At 47.7% G+C, this 22,662-nt stretch carries 20 protein-coding genes and 1 tRNA gene; 1 reads left to right on the top strand and 20 read right to left on the bottom strand.

Annotated elements, in window-relative coordinates; all coding sequences use genetic code 11:
• Positions 1–22: 22 nt before the first annotated feature.
• The 13 genes from WCT25_03725 to WCT25_03665 all read right to left on the bottom strand — a co-directional run bounded on the left by WCT25_03725 (position 23) and on the right by WCT25_03665 (position 13,934).
• Positions 23–1,171 (bottom strand): glycosyltransferase, encoded by a 1,149-nt coding sequence (locus tag WCT25_03725; GenBank protein MFA6536505.1) that lies wholly within the window; start codon positions 1,169–1,171, stop codon positions 23–25.
• Complete coding sequence (locus WCT25_03720; GenBank protein ID MFA6536504.1) at positions 1,168–2,175, bottom strand: glycosyltransferase family 4 protein; 1,008 nt, start codon at positions 2,173–2,175, stop codon at positions 1,168–1,170. Before WCT25_03720 ends, WCT25_03725 begins: the two co-directional genes overlap by 4 nt.
• A 91-nt stretch (positions 2,176–2,266) precedes the next feature.
• Positions 2,267–3,148: a hypothetical protein gene (locus WCT25_03715; GenBank protein MFA6536503.1), complete on the bottom strand. Its 882-nt coding sequence runs from the start codon at positions 3,146–3,148 to the stop codon at positions 2,267–2,269.
• Between the two features lie 82 nt (positions 3,149–3,230).
• Entirely contained in the window at positions 3,231–4,379 is a 1,149-nt protein-coding gene (locus tag WCT25_03710) for a glycosyltransferase family 4 protein (protein ID MFA6536502.1), read from the bottom strand.
• 33 nt (positions 4,380–4,412) lie between these two features.
• A complete protein-coding gene (locus tag WCT25_03705) occupies positions 4,413–5,846 on the bottom strand; it encodes a lamin tail domain-containing protein (protein ID MFA6536501.1) in 1,434 nt (477 codons plus the stop codon).
• A complete protein-coding gene (locus WCT25_03700) occupies positions 5,843–7,939 on the bottom strand; it encodes a type IV secretion system DNA-binding domain-containing protein (GenBank protein ID MFA6536500.1) in 2,097 nt (698 codons plus the stop codon). The genes WCT25_03705 and WCT25_03700 overlap by 4 nt, the downstream gene beginning before the upstream one ends.
• 86 nt (positions 7,940–8,025) lie before the next feature.
• A complete protein-coding gene (locus tag WCT25_03695; protein ID MFA6536499.1) occupies positions 8,026–8,223 on the bottom strand; it encodes a hypothetical protein in 198 nt (65 codons plus the stop codon).
• Between the two features lie 212 nt (positions 8,224–8,435).
• Positions 8,436–9,674, bottom strand: a complete 1,239-nt coding sequence (locus WCT25_03690) for a putative glycoside hydrolase (GenBank protein ID MFA6536498.1) — start codon at positions 9,672–9,674, stop codon at positions 8,436–8,438.
• 2 nt (positions 9,675–9,676) lie between these two features.
• The gene (locus WCT25_03685; protein ID MFA6536497.1) at positions 9,677–9,910 is read right to left on the bottom strand and encodes a hypothetical protein; all 234 of its coding nucleotides are present in this window, start codon (positions 9,908–9,910) and stop codon (positions 9,677–9,679) included.
• Positions 9,911–10,149: 239 nt separating this feature from the next.
• Complete coding sequence (locus WCT25_03680) at positions 10,150–10,518, bottom strand: hypothetical protein (GenBank protein ID MFA6536496.1); 369 nt, start codon at positions 10,516–10,518, stop codon at positions 10,150–10,152.
• A gap of 146 nt (positions 10,519–10,664) precedes the next feature.
• Positions 10,665–11,366 (bottom strand): hypothetical protein, encoded by a 702-nt coding sequence (locus WCT25_03675; GenBank protein MFA6536495.1) that lies wholly within the window; start codon positions 11,364–11,366, stop codon positions 10,665–10,667.
• A gap of 183 nt (positions 11,367–11,549) precedes the next feature.
• Positions 11,550–12,224: a 16S rRNA (cytidine(1402)-2'-O)-methyltransferase gene (gene rsmI / locus WCT25_03670; protein MFA6536494.1), complete on the bottom strand. Its 675-nt coding sequence runs from the start codon at positions 12,222–12,224 to the stop codon at positions 11,550–11,552.
• A gap of 381 nt (positions 12,225–12,605) precedes the next feature.
• Positions 12,606–13,934, bottom strand: coding sequence for a Mur ligase family protein (locus WCT25_03665; GenBank protein MFA6536493.1), 1,329 nt, complete (start codon positions 13,932–13,934; stop codon positions 12,606–12,608).
• 103 nt (positions 13,935–14,037) lie between these two features.
• Between WCT25_03665 and WCT25_03660 the strand changes: the two genes are divergently transcribed.
• Positions 14,038–14,934, top strand: coding sequence for a hypothetical protein (locus tag WCT25_03660; GenBank protein MFA6536492.1), 897 nt, complete (start codon positions 14,038–14,040; stop codon positions 14,932–14,934).
• A 32-nt stretch (positions 14,935–14,966) separates the two neighbouring features.
• Here WCT25_03660 and murD read toward each other — a convergent pair whose 3' ends face one another.
• The 7 genes from murD to WCT25_03625 form a co-directional block, all read right to left on the bottom strand.
• The gene (gene murD / locus WCT25_03655) at positions 14,967–16,310 is read right to left on the bottom strand and encodes a UDP-N-acetylmuramoyl-L-alanine--D-glutamate ligase (protein ID MFA6536491.1); all 1,344 of its coding nucleotides are present in this window, start codon (positions 16,308–16,310) and stop codon (positions 14,967–14,969) included.
• Positions 16,311–16,421: 111 nt separating this feature from the next.
• Positions 16,422–17,048 (bottom strand): hypothetical protein, encoded by a 627-nt coding sequence (locus tag WCT25_03650; protein MFA6536490.1) that lies wholly within the window; start codon positions 17,046–17,048, stop codon positions 16,422–16,424.
• 214 nt (positions 17,049–17,262) lie between these two features.
• Complete coding sequence (locus tag WCT25_03645) at positions 17,263–17,850, bottom strand: hypothetical protein (protein MFA6536489.1); 588 nt, start codon at positions 17,848–17,850, stop codon at positions 17,263–17,265.
• Positions 17,851–18,005: 155 nt separating this feature from the next.
• Positions 18,006–19,016, bottom strand: coding sequence for a hypothetical protein (locus tag WCT25_03640; GenBank protein ID MFA6536488.1), 1,011 nt, complete (start codon positions 19,014–19,016; stop codon positions 18,006–18,008).
• 316 nt (positions 19,017–19,332) lie between these two features.
• Positions 19,333–20,769 (bottom strand): hypothetical protein, encoded by a 1,437-nt coding sequence (locus WCT25_03635; GenBank protein ID MFA6536487.1) that lies wholly within the window; start codon positions 20,767–20,769, stop codon positions 19,333–19,335.
• Between the two features lie 248 nt (positions 20,770–21,017).
• Positions 21,018–22,445, bottom strand: coding sequence for a pyruvate kinase (pyk, locus tag WCT25_03630; GenBank protein MFA6536486.1), 1,428 nt, complete (start codon positions 22,443–22,445; stop codon positions 21,018–21,020).
• Positions 22,446–22,585: 140 nt separating this feature from the next.
• A tRNA-Ile gene (locus WCT25_03625) sits at positions 22,586–22,659 on the bottom strand.
• Positions 22,660–22,662: the final 3 nt, after the last annotated feature.

The following is a 22,662-nucleotide window of genomic DNA, read 5'->3' as shown; positions in this document are numbered from 1 at the left end:
GGAAAACCGCGGATGATTTTAATTAACGTGCGCGAGCAATAATCTCGATAGCTTGCTGGTACTTGCGAAGATAATCGGCCTTGTCAGTGGTCATAATCTGGGAAAAATTGATATCACCGCTCCCCGGCTCAAACCGACCTTCGGCCAAAAAGTGCCAGAGTCGATGGACAAAACAATCGATGTCCGGATACTCGCAAACCGAACCATTCACACTGGTTAAGGCTTGCGAAGCGATGCCAACATTGGAAGAGACAACCGGCAAGCCGAGAGCAATTGCTTCGACAATGGTTAAGCCAAAGCCTTCGTAAAACGAAGTGCTCAGAAAAGTATCGGCAGTCTTGTAATAAGAGACCAAATTATCTTGCCAACCCTCAAACTTAACTCGGTCGGCGATTCCCCAACTCTTGGCCTTCTTTTCCAATTTCAATCTCTTTGGCCCATCACCGACAATCACCAAACCCGCCTCCGGTGTTTCTTTCAAAAGCCTTCTGAAAACCTTGAGAGCAAAAAACAAATTTTTTTCTTTGGTCAGACGAGAAGCGATTAAGACAATTTTGCCGAATTGTGGATACTTTTTGTGCAAATCTACCGAGACCGGCAGACTTCTGATTTTCTCCAAATCAATAAAAATCGGCAAAACCGAAATTTTCTCGGCCGGAATGGCAAAGCGATAATCATTGACCAAAGACCGCTTGATTCTCTCTGAAACCACCCTGAGACTGTCGGCCGATTTCAAAACTTGCCGAGCAACAATAAAACGGAGATTGTTCAGCGGATCGTGAGCAAAGTGAATATTTAAAAGGTCGGTATGAACCTGAATTTGTAATGGCAATTTAAAAACTCTTTTAAGCTTGCGGCCAACGAGACCAGTCTCAAAAGGATCTTGAGTGGTAATCACCCAAAAATTTAAATCGGTGGCAGAATCGAGAATTTGCATCCCAACTTTAAAAGCATCCTTGATGGCCGAGAGCCTACCGGCCGATTCGGTGGCGAAAACTCTGACTTTGGGTGAGAGGTGAACCGGCAACTGCCCAATCGCCTCACCCCTCTTGGTCAAAACCACAATATTTAATTCATCAAAAATCGAGCCATACTCAATCATCCTCTCGCGCACCAGAGAATTGTTATCAAATATTTTTCGGTCGGTTGAAATCATCAAGACTCTGGTCATTGGGCAAGATTTAAAAACTCCTCAGCAATTTCCTCCCAAGTATGAATAAAATCGAAAGCTTGGAGCCGAGAAATGGCCGCCTCGTAATTTACCTTTTGGGACAGAAAAATTATCTGCTCGGCAATTTCGTTTTCATTCTGCGGATTAACAAAAAGGCCGATATCCTTAATTTTATCATAAAGACCGGTTTCTTTCGTGCAGATAAAAGGCTTATTGAGACGAATCGCGTCCATAATCAAGTTGGGACCGATATCGCCCAAAGAGACCAGAATCACAGCGTACGAATGACGAATTTTGTCCTGGAAGGCATCATAATCGGCAGTCATAAGATCAAGCTCTAAATCCGGCAGGCGCGCTTTCGCCAGAGCAAAAGCGCGCCTCAAAACCGCCAGATTTTTCCATTTCAATTGCCTCGTACCACCAACCAAAACCTTCCGGGCCGGAAAATTTTCATAATTTGACTCCTCTTTTGGGCCATAAAAATTTTCGACAACCGTCGTCTTGTCCAAATCCAAACCATAAGGCGCGGCCCAAATGACTCTCTGCCAATAAGTATTGAAAGCGATTTTGTCGGCCTTGGCTAAAATATCTTTAGTAATTCTAAAAATCTGCCTTTCCTTAAAAGATAGCTTGCCCATTCGAGTTTGATAAAACTCACGGAGCAAAACCAAATCCCCTGTTCTTTCCACATAACCTTCCCAGAGAAAATCACCGCCGGTCCGGATAATAATTTTTTTATTCAAGTGCTTGGCGGCACAAACCGATGGCCAACCAACGCTAAAAGTATCGAGAGTAATAATCAAATCCACTCCGGCAAAACCAAATAGACACCTCAAATAAAACCAGAAGTGCCTAACCCCAGTCGGCAGATATTTTTCAAGCCGGTAAGTCAAAACCTTAACTGCATGACCTTTGGCACGAAAAGTCTCCGCCAAATTCTTGGCATATTGCGCCGGCCCTCCGATAGCTGGTGGATAGATTCCGGTGGTAATGACTATTTTCACAGCTTATTTATAACACATTTAGGCCTAAATATAGAACATAAAAAACCGGAGGCACACTTCTGTACCTCCGGCTGAACGAACATTGATCAATTCACTCAAGCAAAGCTTTTCTTAGATCCAGAGCCCGGGCATTGATCACTTCCTCTTCTCTGGCCGCATTTGCCTTCGCTGCCACCTTTATTCTTTCCCTCGCTTCATTGACAGCGGCGTTGAACTCATTGAATTGTTTAAGGTAACCGTAGTATGTTGCAACTTTTTCGTTTGCTGAGGCATGTGGCAAGACAACCAAAACCCTGGAGCCCTCCAGTTGCCAGTAAATCGCATCACTCACAACAATAGGCGACTGATCATTGGGATCAAAATGAAATCCTAATTCATCATCCAGAATGGTATACTCTTCATCAAATGGCAAACCGTCTTTGAGCACCCTTTCACCCAGCCTAAGCCAAGCTCGACCGATTGGAGCAACATAATAGCCATCTTCCGAAATGCGGGCGTAATAACCACCTCGAATCTGCCGTACCTCCGGACGCCCAAAGAAGACTTTCCATCCCTCCACCCGGACAATGATAGGCCTCAGATATCCAGGCAGTTCGTCTTTTTTCAGCTTAGCTCCGATTTCCGTACGACGATAAATTTCAGACGGCCGTCCGCGTTCTTCAGACAAAAGCAACATGGCCATGACCTTTTCGGCAAACTCAGAACAGTTTTTGTATTGAGCTCTCAGTCTGGGATCATCCGCCCTACAGTACGACTTGATCACTATCCCAGTTTCCTCCATAAGCCAGACAAGCACCAGATCGCTTTGTACCAAACTATGCCGACTGTAACAGTTGACGTACAGCACAAAAACCTTGTCGATTGGCGGCATCTCCTCACTTCTGTGGACAAGGATGAACGGTATTTCGCCCAAAACTCCTCCGATCGGCTCTATAAATCCGAACCGATAATCGCGTGTCGATAGATCTCTCATTGGTTGCCTTTCTCATTTGAATGTAAAAGACTCATTTCTATCCAAGATCCTACTCTTAAATGATCGGAAGTCAAACCCTTGATTATTTAATTAAACGATTAAACACTTCTGATCGCATTTCTGTGGCAACAATATGCCAATCGTATTTATCTGTGACCATTTTTGAAGCATTCTCAATGATTTTATTCTTTAATGCCGGATCGTTAACGAGTCTCAATACTGCTTCAGAAATACTCTTCGAATCATTAACTTTGCAAAATAAGCCGGTCTCTCCATCTTTAAGAAAATCGACAATACCACCAACTGGCGTAGCGATCACTGGCAGGCCAGCGGCCATGGCTTCAATAAATGAATTGCCGAAGCCTTCGGAAAGAGAGGGGCGGATGAAAATGTCTGATGCCCACAAATATTCGCGAATTTTGTCTGGCACTACATGACCGACGAATTTAATGCGAGTTTGTAGTGAGTAGTGAGTAGTGAGTAGTTGAAGAGATTTAAAAAGAGGACCGGAACCCACAACAAGCAACTTCACATTCTCGGGCAAAAATCTGAGCGATTCAATAATATCCCCAACTGCATTTTTTTTAACTAGTCTGGAAGTCGTCACCAAGACCACATCTTCCTCTTTAAATCCGAGCTCATGTCTTTTTTCTGCAACTTGAAACTTGAAACTTGAAACTTGAAACTTCTTCACCTCGACACCGTTGGACACAACGGCGACAGGTGAAGTCGCCCCCATCTCTCTTGCCCAGTTCGCTAAATAGTTTGAAATCGCGGTAATTTTATCAGCTTTTCTGAAAAGTGATTTAAAAAGCGGGTAAAGCAAGAGCATTCGCTTTTTGACGTGTGGCAAAGGGTCGCCTTCCTGCAAAGTCAGGACGAGAGGAATCTTAGGGAATTTATATTTAAAAAATAGTCCCGCCAAGCCGGCGTAGTTAGCCATAATCGCCCAGGTCGCATCGTAAGAATTCTTTTTTTGCAAAGACCAAGCTTTTAAAAAGCCGCTAATTGGAAAAGTGTATTTGCAGATTTTACTGATTCCAACTCGATGAACATTTACCCGGCCGATTGTTTCCAACTTTTTTTGTCGACCATCCAAATTGACCGTGACCAAATCGAAATAACAATCGGTCAGCCGATCCGTAAGTTCTTTAACCGCTACTTCCGCCCCGCCAACAAAAGGCAAATAAGCGACAGAAAATATTAAAATTCTTTTTTTCTCTTTCTCCATACTTATATCTATACTTATACTTTATACTGCCCCTCATTCTTCAATTAAATCAAATTCACCCGGCGCAACTCCGCCGGTATCAATGCCAGCCGAGTCACTATTCGCTCTATTAACATACCACACTCCCGAAACCGCCAAAACGGCTAAACCCAAGACTCCCCAGAGCCACGGCCAAGAAAATTTATCTCCCCGGTTTTGGCCCAAATCTTTGGTGACTAAACCAACTGCAGCGGCCTGTTCAAAACCCTGAGTTTCAATTACCGGCTCGGCTATCTGCATTTTGGGAACAGTCACCGGAGGAGACTTTTTAGCCACCGACACGACCGGAGTGGGATTTATGACAGCCGACTTAGAAACACCGGCCTCATAACTAAAACGGCTGGCCAGTTCACCATTAGGATAAAACAAGGAAACTCCCTGATTAATGTCAGAGAGACTGGTTATCGAGACCGGAAAAGTGACCGTCGCTTTGGGCAAAACAATCGTATTTTTAGGAAAAACAAATTTGTTAGAACCGGAAACCAACTGCCACCATGATAAATCCAGCTCATAGATGCTTTCGTTTTTAAGAGTGATACCGCCTTGCGGGCCACCGGAAACACTTAAAATCGAAAGCGTAGCCGGCACAACTGTCACCTTCACTCTTGCACTGGCTACATATGCACCCGAAGTGATTTCAAGCATAGCGAGATAAGTACCAGGCGAGGCATAAGCGTGAAAAATTTTTTTACCTTCAGCGAAAGAGCCATCACCAAAAGTCCAGAAATATCTTTCGGCCTCCAAGGGCTCATTTTTTAAACCCGAAGCAAGAGCGGTAAAAAGTCCAACCGAACCGGCGGCGACTGTGCGATCATCACCCGCATCTGCATAAATTGAGGGCTCAATTCGGTGCGAGCCAACTGAATTATTGGCCAGGGTGGCGACTGTCGTGCTCCCACTATTGTTATCTGCCAGTGGAGTCGGGGCGGACAGGGCCGAAGCTAAGCCGGGAGTCGGTAGCGCAGCTGACCAATCGTCATTAGTCCTCTGGAGTGATTTACCGTCGCCGGCTCCCCCATTATTATTCGTGTAGGAAACCGTATCAACATCGACCAAATCAGGCGACCTTAAGATTAAGGTCTCTCCGGTATTCGAAAGTGAAAAAGTGCTGTCAAAAAGTGTCCCGGAAAAATTTGGCCAATCCGCCAAAAATTTTTGCGGATCGTCAGCCACGATTGCATAACCACCAGCAGGAACGCTCTCACTGCCCCGCACAAAAGTCAGCTTGTGATTGGTACTGGCTTCAAAAAGTTTCCAGTCCGACAAATTGATGGCGGTGCTACTGTTGTTTGATACCTCCATCCATTCCCTGCCGGTATCGGTACCTTCAACATCATACATAATTTCCGAAATGACTGGCGCCGCCAAAACAAAAGCCGGCCAACAAATGGCCATCGCGACTAAACAAATTAGAAACGGCTTTTTCATTGACCCGGCTTATCAACCTGGAGAACTTTTTTCAAAAGCTCGTCCGGCACGCCTTTTGGTTTGGGCGGAAAATTATTTGGCTGATTTTGATGAGCCGAGTGAGGTAGGGCGGCCGACTGCAACGGCCGAGCCGGCTGTATCGGTTTTGTTTGATTAGATTGGTGTGTTGGAGCAGTTTGAGGTGCCGGTTTAGGTGAATTTTGATAAGCCTTTTCATGAATTCGAGGACTGGAATTTTGAGCGGGCTTAATTTCTACTTTCGGCACGGGCACAACTTTTGGTTTTTCACTTTGGGTCGCGATCGGAACGGCCGAGGTCGGAGTTGGAGTTGCAGTCGGTCCAGCTGAAGTCTTAATCAGATCGGCCAAAGCCTTTTTCAAATCTGAGGCCTCTCCTTCTCCAAGTTTATGTTCGGTCTTTGGCAGTCCACTTACCGGCTCTTTTTTAAGCTGATTGAGGCTGATTGGTTTTGGGGTTTCGACAGGTTTAACCGATTCGGCCTGAATTTTAGCCAAATGCGGAGTGAGAGCTTCTTTGAAGCTTTTGGCGCCTTCAAGAGGCGGTCTTTCATTTTTCGGTTCAGCCGGTCGGCTTTCGAACGGACGGCTCTCGGCTCTAGCTTCCGGCGGTCTTGGCGCCGACTGACTTCTAAAATCACTTCTTGGAGCTGACGGAGTTGCTGACGCCGACGGGCCGGCTGGTCGAGAAAAATCTCGAGATGACTGACTTGGTACTCGTGGTGGATAGGCCGAAGGAGTGCTGGAAGAAGCGCTCGGGGCAGTGGCAATTTTCCCGCCCATACCACCAACATCTTGGACCTTGGCAATTTCCTCCTCCACCGTCACGCGGGGCTTAGCGAATTGCTCACGAGAAGACTTAATAATTTCATTGGTAAACTTAACTCCGGCCGGAGCAATTGGTGGCAAAGTTAGAGCCGAAAATGGCGAGGAGCTGACACCGTCAATCATCAGTTTCAGATAAATTTGCGCGAAGCCAAGGTTCACCATATCTTCCGCAGTAAACTGCGGCGCGTACTCCTTTTCCAAAAGCTCGGCATCGAAAGCGCCGACTCGGAAAGAAATCATGGTACCGACGTTGCCGAAAACCGCCGCCCGGACTTCTTCGGACATTTGTTCGACGTACTGGTGCGCAATTGTCAGGTTTAATTGATACTTTCTGGCCTCCGAGAGAATGTTGGCAAACGACTCGTTGGCAAAAGATTGAAATTCATCGACATAGAGATAAAAGTTCGGCAAAGTTTTCAAAACTTTTTCCGGCACATCGGCACGACTCATGGCGCCAAGATAAATCTTGGTAATCATCATACTACCCAACAAGTTGGCATTGGTCTCGCCAACCTTGCCTTTGGAGAGGTTGATAATCAGAATTTTTTTGGTATCCATCATTTGCCGGATATCAAAAGTCGATTTCGGCTGACCGATGATGTTACGAATCAGTGGGTTCGAAGTAAACTGACCAACTTTGTTTTGAATCGCCGGTGTCGCTTCGGCCGCAAACTTGTCGGTGTATTTGGCAAATTCGTCAACCCAAAATGATTTGACCGAGACATCTTTAATATTCTCGACGACTTTCTTGCGAAAGTCTTTCTGCGCCAGCATTCGGTTCACATCGAGCAGGGTCGCACCCGGATATTCCAAAAGTGCCAAAATTGTATTATTCAAAATGTATTCCATTCTCGCCGACCAAGCATCCACCCAAATCTTTTTGAAGGTACTCATGAGACCAGACGCCACCAAGTGTCGCTTATCTGCCCCGACATCTTCCATCACGTTAAAAGCCACTGGGTAATCCATATCGAAGGGCGCAAAATATAAAACGTCTTTAATCCGATTCTCCGGCACATAATCAAGCAGAAGTTCCGCCGTTTTGCCGTGTGGGTCAATAAAAGCAAAACCTTCGCCATTCTTGATATCCTGAATGGCCATGTTTTCGAGAAGTGTGGACTTGCCCATACCAGTCTTACCGATCACATAGACATGGCGGGTTCGATCTTTGGCTTTGATGCCAAAAGGTGTGCGTTTATTGCGATAATCAGTCTGCGCAAAATATGTGACTTGTTCAGGAGTAGCCATTACCGAATAATTATAGTTTAAAAAACGGGCAAACGAAAGCCCCGCGGAGAAAAATCTCCGCGGGGTGTTGATTTGAGCAAAACTGATTACCTGGCGGCAACCGGAACACCGAGCATTTCCATGCTCACCGCCACTCCCAAACGACTGGTCATCCGAACCGCCGGTGGCTCCTTGGACAAGGGACGTCCGAGAATATCCGCCGATGTGGCGCGAGACCGACAGGTAGATGACTGACCGTTGGGTTTGCCAGACGCTACAGGAGCGCCATTCACTTGTTTTGCCATAACTTTACTTTCCACGACTGACTTTGTTCCTATGGTAAACGACGTTGGTACGCACGGGGCGTCCTCACACCCCACGTCTACCGTTTAACTATCCATTTTCAAGTCTACGCCTCGTTTTTTCGGCTGTCAATGAGTTATACACAGTTAGGAGCCTTGAGGCAATAACCAATAATCAAGAAACAATAACCGAGGCACATGAATATAAGATGAGGTCAGTCTTTCGGAGTGGTTGAAGCGATTGGCCCAAGTGCTTTGATTGTGTAGCGATTAGACGGCGACCACAAAAGCCACGAGTCAAGACCGGAATCGTAAGTCGCCGACATTTGAGCCTGAACTTCCGGCACGCCGTAAGTTCCGCCGTAATTAAAATCTTGAAGCCAAGGTCGCAAAACATCGACACTGGTCGAGGCCACCGTATCATTGAAAAGTTTTACCCGCACCACCGCTTTGTCCATCGAATATTTAACCACACCATAAGGATGCTTGTTCGGATCAAGCCAGCCATTAAAATCCTTCGGGTAATGCGACGGGTAAACCATCGGGCTCACATAATCGAAATACGGCAAAGTATACTCCAGCAGTTGGCCGATATTTAAATCATCCGGATTGGTAGTCGTCATGCCAAAAAGGTCGGCAGAAATTTTGGCTTTGGTTTTGGACCGAACTTCACCCGAAAGAAAAGCAAAAAAAGATTTTAGCACCTTGGCCATCCCGAGTTCCGGATCTGCTTTGACAGTTTCCTCGCTGAAAGGATAATAAATATCTTTCATGTTACCGTCCGAGGGAAAGCGGATATAGTCGTAGTTCAACTCATCAAAACCAATTTTGTATGATTCAACCGAAAGCTCGGCAATATAACTCCAAAAATCTTTGGCTCCGGCCTCGATAAAACTTAAACCCTTAAAATCTTTCCAAACCGCTTCATGGTCACTGGATTTTTTTATCGCCAAATCAGGCCGGATGGCCGTATAATAAGGATCTTGAAAAACCGTGATTCGGCCGATGACATAAATCCCTGCTTGATGCAATTCACCGACAAATTCCTTCATGTCGCGCGCCAGACATCGTTCCGAAATCGCTCCTTTCAATTTTGGGTTATCAGTCTCAAAAGAAATTTTTCCTGAAAAATCTTTGATGTCGATAACTATTGAATTGACATCGGTCTCATTGGCAATTTTTTTAAGACCTTCACGCAAAGATTTCGAGCCAACCACACAGGAGGTCATATAAATACCCTTGACCGGCACCGGGGTTGCCACGTGTGTCACCACAAATGGCGTGCTGGTGGCCAAAATCTTCAAAGCTTGGTTCACACTACCGCTTGAGTAAGTCTGCAACAAAAAGCTGGGAATCAGAAAATAGCCGACCGCCACAATTATTGCCACCAAAATACCGCCAAAAATAACGGCTCGGCCAGTGTTAGTTTTAATTGTGGACCGAAGCCAAGGCATAATCAATTATTTTGAATCGAGTGATTATTTTCCACAAAAGAACTGCTCACGGCTGGTGCTTGGAAATCTTTTGGCAAAGCCTTGGCGCGATTTTCTTTTCGACAGAGCGAACCGATAACCGCGATTAAAAATCCGGCCACTACATAGAAAACAGTTTTCCAAGCCGAAGGAAAAGCGGTGAATGGTGCGAGAAAAACTAGAACACCCAAAAAAATAATGTAGGAAATTTTTGACATGAAATTTAAAAATTAACTGCTTTAGCTATTGTACTCTAGATTGGAAGGAGTGTAAAAATTGTTGGGAACCCTTACGAATAGGGCACACGAATATAAAGGGTTTGGAACCGGCAAAAATAACCGATGGCCAAAAAACAATAACCAACGGTTCCTAATTGAATCCTTATTCGCATGCCCTATTCGTAAGGGTTCTCAACTTAAAAGGCCCAAGTTTTGCCGAGCAAAACTTGGGCCATCGTCTACTCTTCCGAAATCTGATCAGCTCCCCGAGAAGCTTCCTGCATATTAGCGACTGTTTGCTTGAGAAGCGCTTCGGCCTCCCCTCGTCTCTTGTTGGATATAGACATCATCGCAATCACCTCCTCGGCCTTGGTAAGTTCGCCCAACTCGAGAAACTTGGCAGCCAGCGCGTGCAAATTAGTTTCCACCCACTCTTTCCAATTGCCAGTCCGCTCGTAGGTTTTGACTTTGGCCAAGACCTTAAGCAACTGGGCAACTCTTTCGGGTTTAGGAAAACCATCAATTGCCTTCAGGGCCTTGTGGATCTCTCCATTTTTCAAGTGCCCATCGATTTCCAGATGAGCACGGAACGTCGTCGGTGTGCTCATAGGAATCCTTTCTGGCGCGACTATACCACAAAAGAGACACGAGTGGAACAGGGAGATAGTGTAGGTATGAAGTATAGGTATAAGTATAAGAACAGAAGAAAAGCATAAAAAGAGGCCGGAAACGCAAAGCGTTTCCGGCCGGATAACTAACCTGCTAAACCAAGAGCCCAATTACTAGCGACAAAATCACGACCACTAATCAGGCTATGGTTCCAGATCCACAAACCACTGAATTTGCGGCGGAGGAGGAGGACGCCGCGACTGCCATACGGATAATTGCGCAGAACTGTGCCCATAAACTCCAACCAGGTAACACCGAAGGTGTCGTAGAGGTGGCGGAGGGTTTTTTGACCCTCCTCCCGGTAGAGCACCTCGGCAATCTTGGCATCGGCTTGGATCATTTGGGTGGTGAGCCGAACCAATTTGACCTCACCGGTGATTACCGTCTCACCAGGGTAAAAACCGGTTTGGAAGTTGGCGGCGGTGATCTTGGACGCATCAAATACCGTAAGAGCGAGAGAGCGTTTGTCCTGCTCTTCCTCGCCGATGAGACCGTCACCATCTTTGGGCCCACGCCAGATGGTCGAACCCTGGCCAATAAAAGCTACAGGGTTGAATGGAGTGGTGCGGTCGATGATAAGAGGGGCTGGTATTTTTGGGAGTGCGGGTTGGGATTTCGGCTTAGGGACGATTTCGGCTTGATTGCGAATAACTCTTAGAACTTGCACCAAGGTATTCCCCGCCGACAATTTCTTCACATCCTCCGAGGTCCAACCGTTTCTCCCGAACGCATGGTCCAACTCGGCCGCCTGCCGAGTCGTCATGATTGCAGACTTGTTATCACACATAACTTGTCCTTCTCTGGCCGAGCACTTGGTGCTTTAGGCCCTTGTTTGAGACGTGTTCGCCAAAGACCAACTTGTCTCGTTTTAGCTCTTTTGGGTCTAAAACCCGTTTAACTCAAAGAACCTTCCACTTCTAACTATACATAAATTACAACTTCTGTCAATACATAGGTCTGGCCTATGTATTTAGTTTACAATTACAACAAACTCCCCTCTTACTTTGTCCTTATTTTTAGCAAAAAATTCTAGGGCTTCGGAAGCGGTGCCAGAAATGACTTCTTCGTGGATTTTGGTCAATTCTTTAACAATCGTAATTTTTTTCTCCGGAGAAAATTTCTGAAGTGATTCCAAGGTTTTCAAAATCCGATGTGGCGATTCGTAGAAAATGGCCGCTCTTTCCATGCCAGCGATTTCTTTGAACAAAGTCTCTCTCCCCTTCTTGTGCGGAAGAAATCCGAGAAAAACAAAATCATTGATCAAAAGACCTGAGATTGATAACGCCGAGGTAAGCGCGCTCGGTCCCGGCACCGACTCAATTTTTACTTCCGGCATTTTTTCCCTGACAGCTTTGACCAGCATTGAGCCAGGATCGGAAATTCCCGGTGTCCCGGCATCCGTCACCAAAGCCAGATTCATCCCCTCCTCAAGCCATGCAATCGCCTTCTCGGCCGAAATGCCACTCTTCTGGTCGTTGTAAGCCGAAAGCCTCTTGTCGATAATCTGATAATGCTTGAGCAAATTTTGAGTCGTGCGAGTATCCTCACACAAAATCACATCAACCTCTTTGAAAATTCTCAAAGCCCGTAAAGTGATATCCTCCAGATTACCAATTGGTGTCCCTATAACAAAAAGTGTCCCCATAATTTTTTATTATTCTAATGTTCTCAAGAACTTCAGAACATGGTTAGCACGCGAAGTCAGTTTGTGTCTAATCGAAACTGAATCCGATCTCTTCAATAATAGCCCGGCAATTGTCAGGCGTCGCAGGTGATCCGCGGTAGTTTTATAATTAATATTCAATTTTCTAGAAATTTCCTCAACAGATAGCTCCGGATTATTTTCTACAAGATTAAGCATTTCAATTCGTCGGTGATTAGAAAACCCGCGCACCAATCGCTCTAGAGCCCGATAAGTTTTATGATCCAATTTTGCCATTTACCCAAGTTAAAGAATCGACTGACTATTCTGATGTTCTCAAGAATATCAGAATATACTTTTAATTACCAGCGACTTAGTTAAAAGTCATTTCAGAATCTGTCGGGTTAGATTATTTATATCCCCTGCTCCAATAATCATGACAATATCACCTTTTTGGGAGTGAGTTTTTAAATAGTTTGCAGCAGAATTAAAATCATGGAAATTTCTTACTGTCTGCCCATTTGATTTTATTTTCTCACCCAGCATTTCAGAATTAATAGAAGCATCAAAGACCTCGCGGGCGGGATAGATCGGCAAAAGCAAAACTTCATTGGCATCCTCGAAACTCTGACCAAATTCTGAAAGTAGGGTTTTAGTCCGACTAAAAAGATGTGGCTGAAAGACAGCAAAAATTTTGGATTTTGGATACAACTCTCGTGCACCCTGAAGCGCCGCCCGTATTTTGTGCGGGTTATGGGCATAATCGTCATAAACCAAAGCCCCAGACTTGGTCTCCCCTTTGTATTCAAAACGGCGCCAAGTACCAGAGAAATTTTCGAGAGATTTTCGGGCCACTTTTTGATCAATTCCCAGAACTCCGGCGAGAGTTAGCGCCGCCTGTGCGTTCTCGCGATTGTGACGACCTGGCACTTTAAGTTTGAGCTCGGAAATATCAGTCGAGCTGTAGTCCAAAATCGCGCAGGCGGCGCAATCCAAAACCGGCGCCAAATTTGGCAAATTGGGATTACAAATCAAAATGCCATCTTTGGGCACTTTGGCGACCAACTCGACAAAAGCATTTTGAACATCTTCCAAATCTTTATAATAGTCCAAATGATCAGCATCAATATTGGTAATCACTAAAATCTTCGGGTAAAGATTGAGAAAGGCCCGCCGATATTCATCAGCCTCAATCACAAAGTAATCGCTTTTGCCGCTTACAAAATTCGTAGCAAAGGTCCGACCTTCTTCCCGATCCAAGGTCGGACCTTGAATCAAAGAGCCGACAATCAGGGTGGGATCACACTTTCCGTCCATCATAATTTTCCCGATCATCGCGGTCGTCGTGGTCTTACCGTGTGTCCCGGCAATCGCGATAGTAAATTTACCTTTCGAAATCAAAGACAAAGTTTCCGGATAAGACAAAACGGGAATGTTCAAAGATTTAACTTGCTTCAAAAAATCCGGAGCTGAAACCTCAAGGGCTTTGGTATATATGATCAGATCTGAATCCTTGGGAATCAAATTCAAATCTTGGCCAAAAATAATTTTTGCTCCAAGCCTAACCAGCTCTTTAGTTATCTCGCTTTCGCCGATATCGGAACCGGACACCTTGACACCTCGAGCCAAAAACATCCGGGCAATCGCCGAAATACCGATCCCACCAATGCCTAGAAAATAAACTTTCCGGACCTCATTCAAATTTAAAGCCATAGGGTCATCTTAGCAAAAAAATACCAAAACAAAAGCAATCAATTGACACTTTTGGCCAAGCGGGTAGAATCACCCAAGAATAGCTCATCAAAAGAAAGGACAAATGAAACCCGCCCCTTTATGGTCGAAAGCCCTGCATGATCGCTTGGTTGTCTCTGTCTTCGGCCGAAAAATCCAAGATCAGATAATTGATTGGAATCTGGAACAATTGAGAAAGCCGATTGCAAGCAATTTCCGTCCGATGATTGCCCGAGTCTGTTCAAGTTTTGCCGTCCGAACTTTCTATGCGCCCAACGCCTCAAAGTTCAACCGGCGAATCGCCCGCCTCAACGAATTCGACACCTGTTTTCATGTCGATTCCTCAAATATTCTGCGCGGGACGGAAGTCAGCGGCCCAGTCGAAAAAACACCCATGGTAAACGGCGAAGCTGACGGAATTGAGTTGCCGGCTTGGCACAGTTTCATGATCTCCTCGGCCGATTGCCCGACGGTAATCCTCTGGAGCACTGAAACCGACAAAACCGTTGTCTTTCACGCTGGCCGAGAATCAGTTATCGACCGTGTGGCCATCGGCCAAGGTTTTGGGACTCATTTGTACCAATCAGTGGTCCGAAATGCTCTCAAGAGTTTCCAAGGTGAGCGTCCGAAAAACTTACGCTTCTTCATCACCTGCGGAATTGCCGGCCGTAATTTCTGCCACAGTGTCCACGAGGTGACATACGGCGAACGTAACCGGTCAATGATTCGCTACCTGACCAAACATTTTGGTCATGAGGTATTTTTAGGAAGCCCCGACCTGGGCTGTCTCGACTTGGAGCTACTGATTGCAAGACAGTTCAGGTCCTTCGGTAAAGTCGAACCGACTGTCCCGTTTCATGACGGTCTCGACACCTTTGGCGACAAGGATTCAAGCGGTGACTTTGCTCTCTGGTCTTGCAGGCGGGCTGGCAACGGACCCGACAGCAAAAAACGGAATCTGGTCGTGGTAAACCGATTCTAGTTTCTGATTAAACTTCACCGATGACCGCAAGGTTATCGGTTTTTTAATTTCTCAACCAATTCCAAAAACTGATCATTGCGGTCATACTCATTTTTGAACAAACCGAATGAGGCAAAAGCAGGACTGAAAATAATAATGTCTCCTTTAGCGGCCAACCTGAGTGATGCGTCCAGTGCTTGGCCTAAATTTGCGACCTCTTTCATTTCCACTTTAGTTGGTAGTGAGTAGTGAGTAGTGAGTAGTGAAAGAGAACCAGAGCCGGAAAGCAAAACGATCGCTTTACAATGTTTAGGAATTTCCGTAACTAAGGCCGTCATATCTAAACCCTTGTCCGACCCGCCACAAATTAAAATTATATTTTTATTCAAAGCTTTTAGGGCGGCGACTGTCGCGTCGGGTGTAGTGGCATTATTGTCATTATAAATCCTCACCCCGTCGAAAATTCCGAGATCTTGCAGGCGTCCCTCGACTCCTTTAAACTCCTCGACCGCCTCCTTGATTGTTGCCAAGGGCACCCCGAGCACCTTCACCGCCTCAAAAGCGCAGGCGATATTTGAAAGATTGTGCTCGCCGGGAATTTGTATCTTCCAATCTTTTGGCACCTCTTCCTTCTTTGCTATTTTCATTCTTGAATCATGAATCCTGAATCTTGCATCTTCCGTGACCATCTCGCTAACCACCAAAACGTCGCCTTTTTTCTGGTATTTAAAAATATTGGCTTTGTCTTCAAAATACATATCTCTATCGCCTTTATAATAATTCAGATGGTCATCGAGAAAAGTCGTAAATACTGCCACTTGAGGTGAAAATTCGGCCTCGCCAAAACCTTGGAGTTGCCAGGAATCCAATTCCAAAACTGCAATATCTCCAGGCTTAGCCTCGTTAAGAAATGCCAGAGTCGAAACCCCTCGAATATTACCACCCAGAAAAACTTGCCGGCCGGCCTTTTTGAGAATTTCGTAAATTAAAACTGTGGTGGTTGATTTCCCGCGCGTGCCGGTCACTCCGACAATTTTTACTCCTTCGGCCAATTCCGCAAACCAGGAGGCACTCATCTTTATTGGAATCCAGCATTTTTTTGCTTCAGTAATATAAACTGAATCCAACGGAACACCGGCCGCTTTCAGAATAAAATCTCGATTTCTAAAATCTTCTAGACGGTGCTCGCCCAGGACAAAGTTTATTGGTTTTGAAGTTCTAAGATTTTGAAGTTGTTTCAAAGATGGACTAAGAACATCCTCAGATTTCAAATCAGTCACAATCAAATCAGCCCCGGCTTCGGCCAGAAATTTGATATCCCCCACCCCCCGACCCAAAAGACCCAGTCCCATTACCGTTATTTTTTTACCCTTGAAATAGCCATCTGGAATTTTCATGACGCCATCATAGCACGACCATAGCATTAAAAAACGGCTGAGAACCCCTACAAATAGGGCACACGAATATGAAAACCGCCCCAGAAAGGTTGGGGCGGCGGAAGTGAAAAATCAGTCCAAATGCCGATCGCGCTTATAGCCATAGCCAGCCACACACATAGGAAGACTGGCAGGGTCATCATAATATAAAACTTGATCGAAGAATACGGTCTGGATTCCGGCCGGATGAACATTCACGGCGTCGCCGAGATTCATAATCAAGAGCTCGTCGGTCCAGACACCACTGTTTAGATCATTGAAGACATTATGACCAAAACCGAGCGCGATCGGCTGTCGAGTAGGGTCTTTAAGAAAGCTCACTTTACCATCAGCGCTCGAACGATACCTGTTGAGCAACGACCTCGAGACAACCCTGACCAGAATTCTGGAGTCGTTATCACGAGGAGCTGATAAGATAAAGTGGTGCGAACGGTAAGCCGGCCGACGGTCCTTTTTCCTGGTAGAAACTGCCGTAATCGAGCACTCCAGGACCCGAGCGCAACTGGCATCAACAATCGGCGGTTGAGATCGATCGAACAGGATTTTTTCGTTGCCGTTGCGGCCAAGATGCCGACAACCTTCCTGTCCCAGCGACAAGCCGTGACAAGTCTTGTCGCGAAATTTGAAAACCTCGCGACCGATACCAATAGTCCAGACAGCCTTACCATTCGGACCGAATCGGAATTCAAAAGCTTTCATAAAAACCTTGGGAAGAACTTTCTGCTCAAGAATAGCAGGATAACTGGGAAAAGAAAACAGTTGAGAACCCTTACAAATAGGGCACACGAATATGAAGATAGTTAAGAACCCTCGAACAATAATCAATAACCAAGAAACAATAACCAAAAGAAGGAGTCGGAAAACTTTACACAAATAAGAAAAGCCCCTCGCGCGACGCGAGGGGCGGAAGATTTCACGGAGGCAGAGACAAATAGTCCTGCATCGTCAAATAATTGATTCCGGTGCCCGTGTAGCGGATAACGAAATCTTTGGGTGGATGGACCGCCGCCGGCCTAACCTGAATAACGCCACCCTGTTCCAAAAGAACCAAAACATCCTGGTAAAAAGCCCCTTGATGACTGCCAACCTTAGCAACCCCCCCAACCGCAAGAACAGTTGAAGCTGGTTCTGCCAAGACTCGAAAGAAACCGTCGATCTTGGAATCACCCGAACAAAACAACCGAACGCAAAGTAAAATCGGCACAGCTTTTTCGGTCACATGTCTCGGCGGGGTTGTTGCTGAAAGCGCAAGCACCTGCTCGCCATCTTCATCAATTAGATCACCGGAAAAGATGTGGCCATCACTCACCTCGGGTGGACGAGACTTGCTCAAAGGCAAGCCAACTCGATCACCAGGGACCTGCCCCAGAATGATCGCGTCATTCTCACCCTCAACCTTAATACCGTCAACCAGCTTTAGGTCACCCAATTTGAAGTCAGCATCCTTGAGATTATCAGGGAGCTCCTCGGGCCTTGGGAAATAGGCTGTATAACAACGCACTTTTTATCACCACCTTTCCTTTAGAACTGTATCACGGCATAGAAAATTTGTAAAGCATTCTGCTTATTCGTGTGCCCTATTCGTAAGGGTTCTTAACAAAAAGCCCCCGCAGACACTTGCGTGTTGCGGGGGTTGCGAGTCCGTGAGGACTCAAGCTACTTGCCAGCCGGAGCCGGGGCGATGGACAGGGCGTCGAGGCCCTTGACCGTCTGCACCGACTTCGCCTTCTTGGCCGGGGCGACCGACACGCCAGTGGGGGCGGTCTGGCCGGAACCCTTGACGGGTTGAGCCGGCTTGGCGGCCTTTTGGCGGGCCGGAGTCGGCACGCTCGGAGCGACCTTCGCGCGCGGGTCAGCGATCTCGGTCCAGGCGACTTCGCCATTGACCGTGCCGTCGACCTTCTCGACGGTGTAGCCAGCCCCGGTGAACTCCGTGGACTTGCTCAACTCGACGATGGGACCGGCCCAGACCTGCGTGCCGCCACCGGCACCGACCTTGAGCACCCGAACCATCAGAGGCGCTGGAGTCCCGGTCGGCTTCGCAATCGGCTGGAGCATGACCGCCGGAACCTTCGGCTCCGGAGCTTGCGCCCAACGCCGAGGATCGGTGCTTTGCACCTTCCAGCTCCCGTCGGCCTGGCGCCGATCCCAGCGAACCGCCGGAACCGTCACCACCGCCGTCTTATAGCCCTTCGCCAACGGATCGTTCGGCGTGCCGATCGGAAACTCCCGTTCCAGCTGGGCCAGTGTGCCTTCAGCGTACTGCACCTCGCGCGCGCCCGCGGTCATCTTCTGACCGTTGAAACGCGTGTCCAGATGCATGACCCGGAAGTACGGCCGCTTCGCGATTTCGCGCTCGGCGTCGACGTAATCCATGAGCCGTCCGACCCCATCGGTCGCCAGACTCCCCCTGCCGTCGAACGGCGCGAGAATCATGACCACGGTTCCCGGGAAGAGCTGCACACGGTTGTCGCGCAGGATCCTGGGATGGTTATCGCCAGCGATGATGTTGCCGATGTCGTCAATCGGGAACCAGACATCCTGGCCACCCACGCCTTCGACGCCGGTGACGAAACCGTATCCCTTGGTGCGGGACACAAACTTCACCACGCCGCGACGCGCCTTGATGGTTTGGTTGCCAGCTTCCAGCATTTTGTTTGTTTTCATATCGCTTCTTTCGTTTCTGCATCTCAACTTTGGTGGGACAGGTGCCCCTTATCCGGCGAAGTGCCGAGACCCAGTCGAGATCTTTCTTTCAGGTTTTCTGTGCATATTATAGCAAATTTGAAGTCGTTTGTCAAGCATTTTTGACAAATCATTGATATTTCCCAAAAAATGGCTTATTTTAGCCACCTCCACCGTTTACACAGGGGAGTCCTGTGTACATTGGAGCACAAGGCCGCTATTTGTAAATATTTGTAATAAAAAGGCCCGGAAACGCGCTGCGCGTTCCCGGGCCACTGTCCTGCTTGCAAGTCCCTGCCTACTTCCCTTCACCTTCGTCGACCACCGCAGCCTTCGCGAAGGCAGCCTCCACATCCGTCACCGGACCTTTCGGCTCACTCGATGCCACTACCGGCGCCTGGGGAGCTACCGCTTCCACTGCCGGCTGAGGCTTCGGGGTCGTCGCCTTCGGCACCACCACCTTCACCCGCTTCTCCATCCGGACCGCCCGACCCCGCATCCACTGCGCCACACCGTCCACAGTGAAGGCGTGTTGGATACAGTTCACCAACATGTCGAGCGCGACTCGCGTCGGCGGGACATTCGGGTGAGTGGTCGTTCCATTGTAGGCGTTCTCGACCGACGCCTCCTGCGAACCGCGATGGTAGTAGACCGTATCTACCCCTTCGTGATTCCCGGCGACACCCAACTGCTGCCAGGTGTAGGTCTCCTTATCCTGAACCGGCAACTCGAGCCACCGCCACATGCGGACAAAGTTGCCGAGATTCACCCCATGGCGTTCCCGAGCCGACTTCGCGGTGCAGACTTGCACCTGACCCTTGCCGTTCTTGATAATCACGATGTCGTACTTGAAGTACAACATCACCTGCAAGGCCGACTCGAGGTCGGTCTGGACCACACCGAGGCGGAGGTGCCGACCGTTTTGCATTACCACACGGTGTTCAACCGCGTTGGCTTTGCAGAAGTCCCTCGCTGTGCGAAAGGCCACTTGGTCGGCGTAGAGAATACCACTCACAAACCACACCCAGTCCGAGATGTCCTTGATCGGGTCATCCCGCCGGAACATCGCCTTCACGATGAAGGAGAGCTCGGTGACGAACTCTTCACCCGCGCGGTCGCTCTCGGCGTAGAGGCGCTTGATGTGCTCAATCGCCTTCTCGTCGGTGAAGTGCTCCGCCCGTTCCTTGAGCACCTCCTCAAAGAGTGAGGTCAGGGTCGGCTCGTTCGCTTTGGGGGCGAACTGGCACATCTCCGCCTTGATGATGGCCGCGACGACACACTGCGATTTCCTGAAGATGAAGGCCGGGTCATTCGGAAAAGCCCGATAGGCGGCTTTCATAATCTGCGGGAACCGAGTCGCTGAGACATTCCGCTCGTCGCACTCCAGGGTCTCTTTAAAGAGGCGTCGGAGATACGGGGCATCCGCCAACTCAATGTAATCCGCGACCAGGATGGTCGAGCACTTGCCCGGAATCCGGCCACTGCCACCGTTGCGGTGCTCATCGAAACGCCCGCCACACGCAATCCGAAGAATCTTCCGCTGGTCGAACATCGCGTCCGTCCCTTCAGTCGTGGCTCCGGCGAAGAAAAGCTTCGCCTTACTGATTCCGGGGAAAAACTTCTCCCCGTACCATATCAACAGTTTCCACGCCACCAACTCGTCCCAGTGGGCGCGAGCGTGAGTGAGAATCTCGTCAACGGGGATCGGAGTCTTCGCAACTGTTTCAGTTTTCACTGTCTTCCTTTCTTTCTGTGGGGCTATAACCCCGTGGTTTTACCCGACCGCAACAAGCGGTTTAGGGCGTGTCTTCTGCAGGATTTCCTTGCAATTACAAGGTACCGTTCTGTTATGAATTATAGCATATCTTGAGAAAAAAAGCAAGCCCGCCAAGGGGCCTCACCTTATAGGCAAAATCCGCCCTCTTCGGCGGATTTGGCCTTCCCATTCGTATCATTCGCGCTAATTCGTGTATTCGTGTCGTGTTAGATTGTCTCCACCAACATCATATTCGTCTCAATCACTTTGCCAAAAGGCATACCGCAAGCTACCACCACTTTGTCCCCTTTTTGCGCCAAATTGTTTTCCAGACAGAATTTTCTAATCACCACCAAGACTTCACTCAAAGTTTTGAATTGCTTGATTAAAACCGGGTAGGCGGCAAAATAAAGTAGAGCTTTGTTAAAAGTTTTCTGATGCGGAGTCATTACCAAAATTGGATGAGTCGGCTTGTGACGAGAAATCATTCGGGCGCTGTAACCGGAGTGCGTCAAGGAGACAATCAATCTAGCCTTGACTCTTTCCGCAGTTCGGACCGCCGAAGCGTTGATGGCTTCACCGACAGTGCGCGGTTCGACTGCATCACCAGTACCCAAAAGTTGTTTATGCAAGAAATCGGTCTCCACCCGATGCGCCACTCGACTCATCACGGAAACCGCTTCAACTGGGTATTTGCCCAAGGTGGTCTCTTCAGAAAGCATAATCGCATCAGTGCCGTCGATAATCGCATTCGCAATATCGGAAACTTCGGCGCGAGTCGGGATTGAAGTCTTGATCATTGATTCGAGCATTTGCGTGGCAGTAATCACCGGCTTGCCGGCCTCATTGCATTTTTTGATGATCGCTTTTTGAACCATCGGCACATGCTCGGCCGGGATTTCAATTGCCAAGTCACCTCGCGCCACCATGATGCCATCCGAAAGTTTGATGATTTCATCGATATTGGCCACCGCTTGCGGAGTCTCGATTTTGGCAATAATGCCGGCTTGAGATTTTTTCTTATCCAAAATTTTTCGGAGCTCGGTAATGTCGGACGGTTTGCGGACAAAAGATAGGGCAACATAATCAACATTGTGCTCAAAACCGAATGCCAAATCTTTTTTGTCTTTCGGTGTGAGCGAGCTGATGGAGATGTTGCTGTGAGGCAAATTGACTCCCCGCTTGCCCTTGATCTCTCCGCCAACCAAGACTTTGCAGGTAATATCGGCATCCTTGATTTTCAACACCTCCAGTTTTAATCGGCCATCGAAAAGAAAAATGTGGTGACCCTTTTCAACCTCTTTCGGTAAAAGCGGATAATTGACATGAACAATATTTTCGTCGCCGACAATCTCTCGGGTAGTCAAAGTAAAGGTCTGCCCTTCTTTAAGAGTGACGACTTCGGTCGTAAAGGTACCGATGCGAATTTTCGGCCCGCCCAGGTCTTGGAGGACGGCGGCTGGGATACCGGTCTCAATCATTGCGGCTCGTAGGTTATGGATTCTACGACCATGTTCCTCGAAATCGCCGTGAGAAAAGTTTAGTCGCATGACATTCATGCCGGCTTTTAAAAGCTTCTCCAGAGACTCCTGTGATTCAGTCGCCGGACCAACAGTACAAACAATCTTCGTCTTCTTTGGGGGTAAAGTGTGCATTTATGAAATAAATTTTAAAAATTAAAACTGGGCGCGTACCACGAGTTGAACGTGGGACCTCGTCATTATCAGGTAAAACCATCTGGGAGATGATTTTACCGCTCTACATTCAAGAAGCAAAATCCCTCATCCGGACAATGTGCGCGTACCACGAGTTGAACGTGGGACCTCGTCATTATCAGTGACGCGCTCTAACCACCTGAGCTATACGCGCACA

It is taken from the genome of Candidatus Paceibacterota bacterium (genome assembly GCA_041666545.1).
In the GTDB taxonomy this organism is placed as follows: domain Bacteria; phylum Patescibacteriota; class Minisyncoccia; order Phycocordibacterales; family JBAYGS01; genus JBAYGS01.
Note: the sequence above shows the minus strand (reverse complement) of the source record. Positions and strands in the feature narration are given on the sequence as shown.

Coding starts and splice junctions, on each gene's coding strand:
- WCT25_03640 (MFA6536488.1), bottom strand. CDS start 19,016: ATGAAAACAAACAAAATGCTGGAAGCTGGCAACCAAACCATCAAGGCG.
- WCT25_03685 (MFA6536497.1), bottom strand. CDS start 9,910: ATGTCAAAAATTTCCTACATTATTTTTTTGGGTGTTCTAGTTTTTCTC.
- rsmI (MFA6536494.1), bottom strand. CDS start 12,224: ATGGGGACACTTTTTGTTATAGGGACACCAATTGGTAATCTGGAGGAT.
- WCT25_03725 (MFA6536505.1), bottom strand. CDS start 1,171: ATGACCAGAGTCTTGATGATTTCAACCGACCGAAAAATATTTGATAAC.
- WCT25_03680 (MFA6536496.1), bottom strand. CDS start 10,518: ATGAGCACACCGACGACGTTCCGTGCTCATCTGGAAATCGATGGGCAC.
- WCT25_03660 (MFA6536492.1), top strand. CDS start 14,038: ATGAAACCCGCCCCTTTATGGTCGAAAGCCCTGCATGATCGCTTGGTT.
- WCT25_03675 (MFA6536495.1), bottom strand. CDS start 11,366: ATGTGTGATAACAAGTCTGCAATCATGACGACTCGGCAGGCGGCCGAG.
- murD (MFA6536491.1), bottom strand. CDS start 16,310: ATGAAAATTCCAGATGGCTATTTCAAGGGTAAAAAAATAACGGTAATG.
- pyk (MFA6536486.1), bottom strand. CDS start 22,445: ATGCACACTTTACCCCCAAAGAAGACGAAGATTGTTTGTACTGTTGGT.
- WCT25_03650 (MFA6536490.1), bottom strand. CDS start 17,048: ATGAAAGCTTTTGAATTCCGATTCGGTCCGAATGGTAAGGCTGTCTGG.
- WCT25_03690 (MFA6536498.1), bottom strand. CDS start 9,674: ATGCCTTGGCTTCGGTCCACAATTAAAACTAACACTGGCCGAGCCGTT.
- WCT25_03710 (MFA6536502.1), bottom strand. CDS start 4,379: ATGGAGAAAGAGAAAAAAAGAATTTTAATATTTTCTGTCGCTTATTTG.
- WCT25_03705 (MFA6536501.1), bottom strand. CDS start 5,846: ATGAAAAAGCCGTTTCTAATTTGTTTAGTCGCGATGGCCATTTGTTGG.
- WCT25_03715 (MFA6536503.1), bottom strand. CDS start 3,148: ATGAGAGATCTATCGACACGCGATTATCGGTTCGGATTTATAGAGCCG.
- WCT25_03665 (MFA6536493.1), bottom strand. CDS start 13,934: ATGGCTTTAAATTTGAATGAGGTCCGGAAAGTTTATTTTCTAGGCATT.
- WCT25_03700 (MFA6536500.1), bottom strand. CDS start 7,939: ATGGCTACTCCTGAACAAGTCACATATTTTGCGCAGACTGATTATCGC.
- WCT25_03695 (MFA6536499.1), bottom strand. CDS start 8,223: ATGGCAAAACAAGTGAATGGCGCTCCTGTAGCGTCTGGCAAACCCAAC.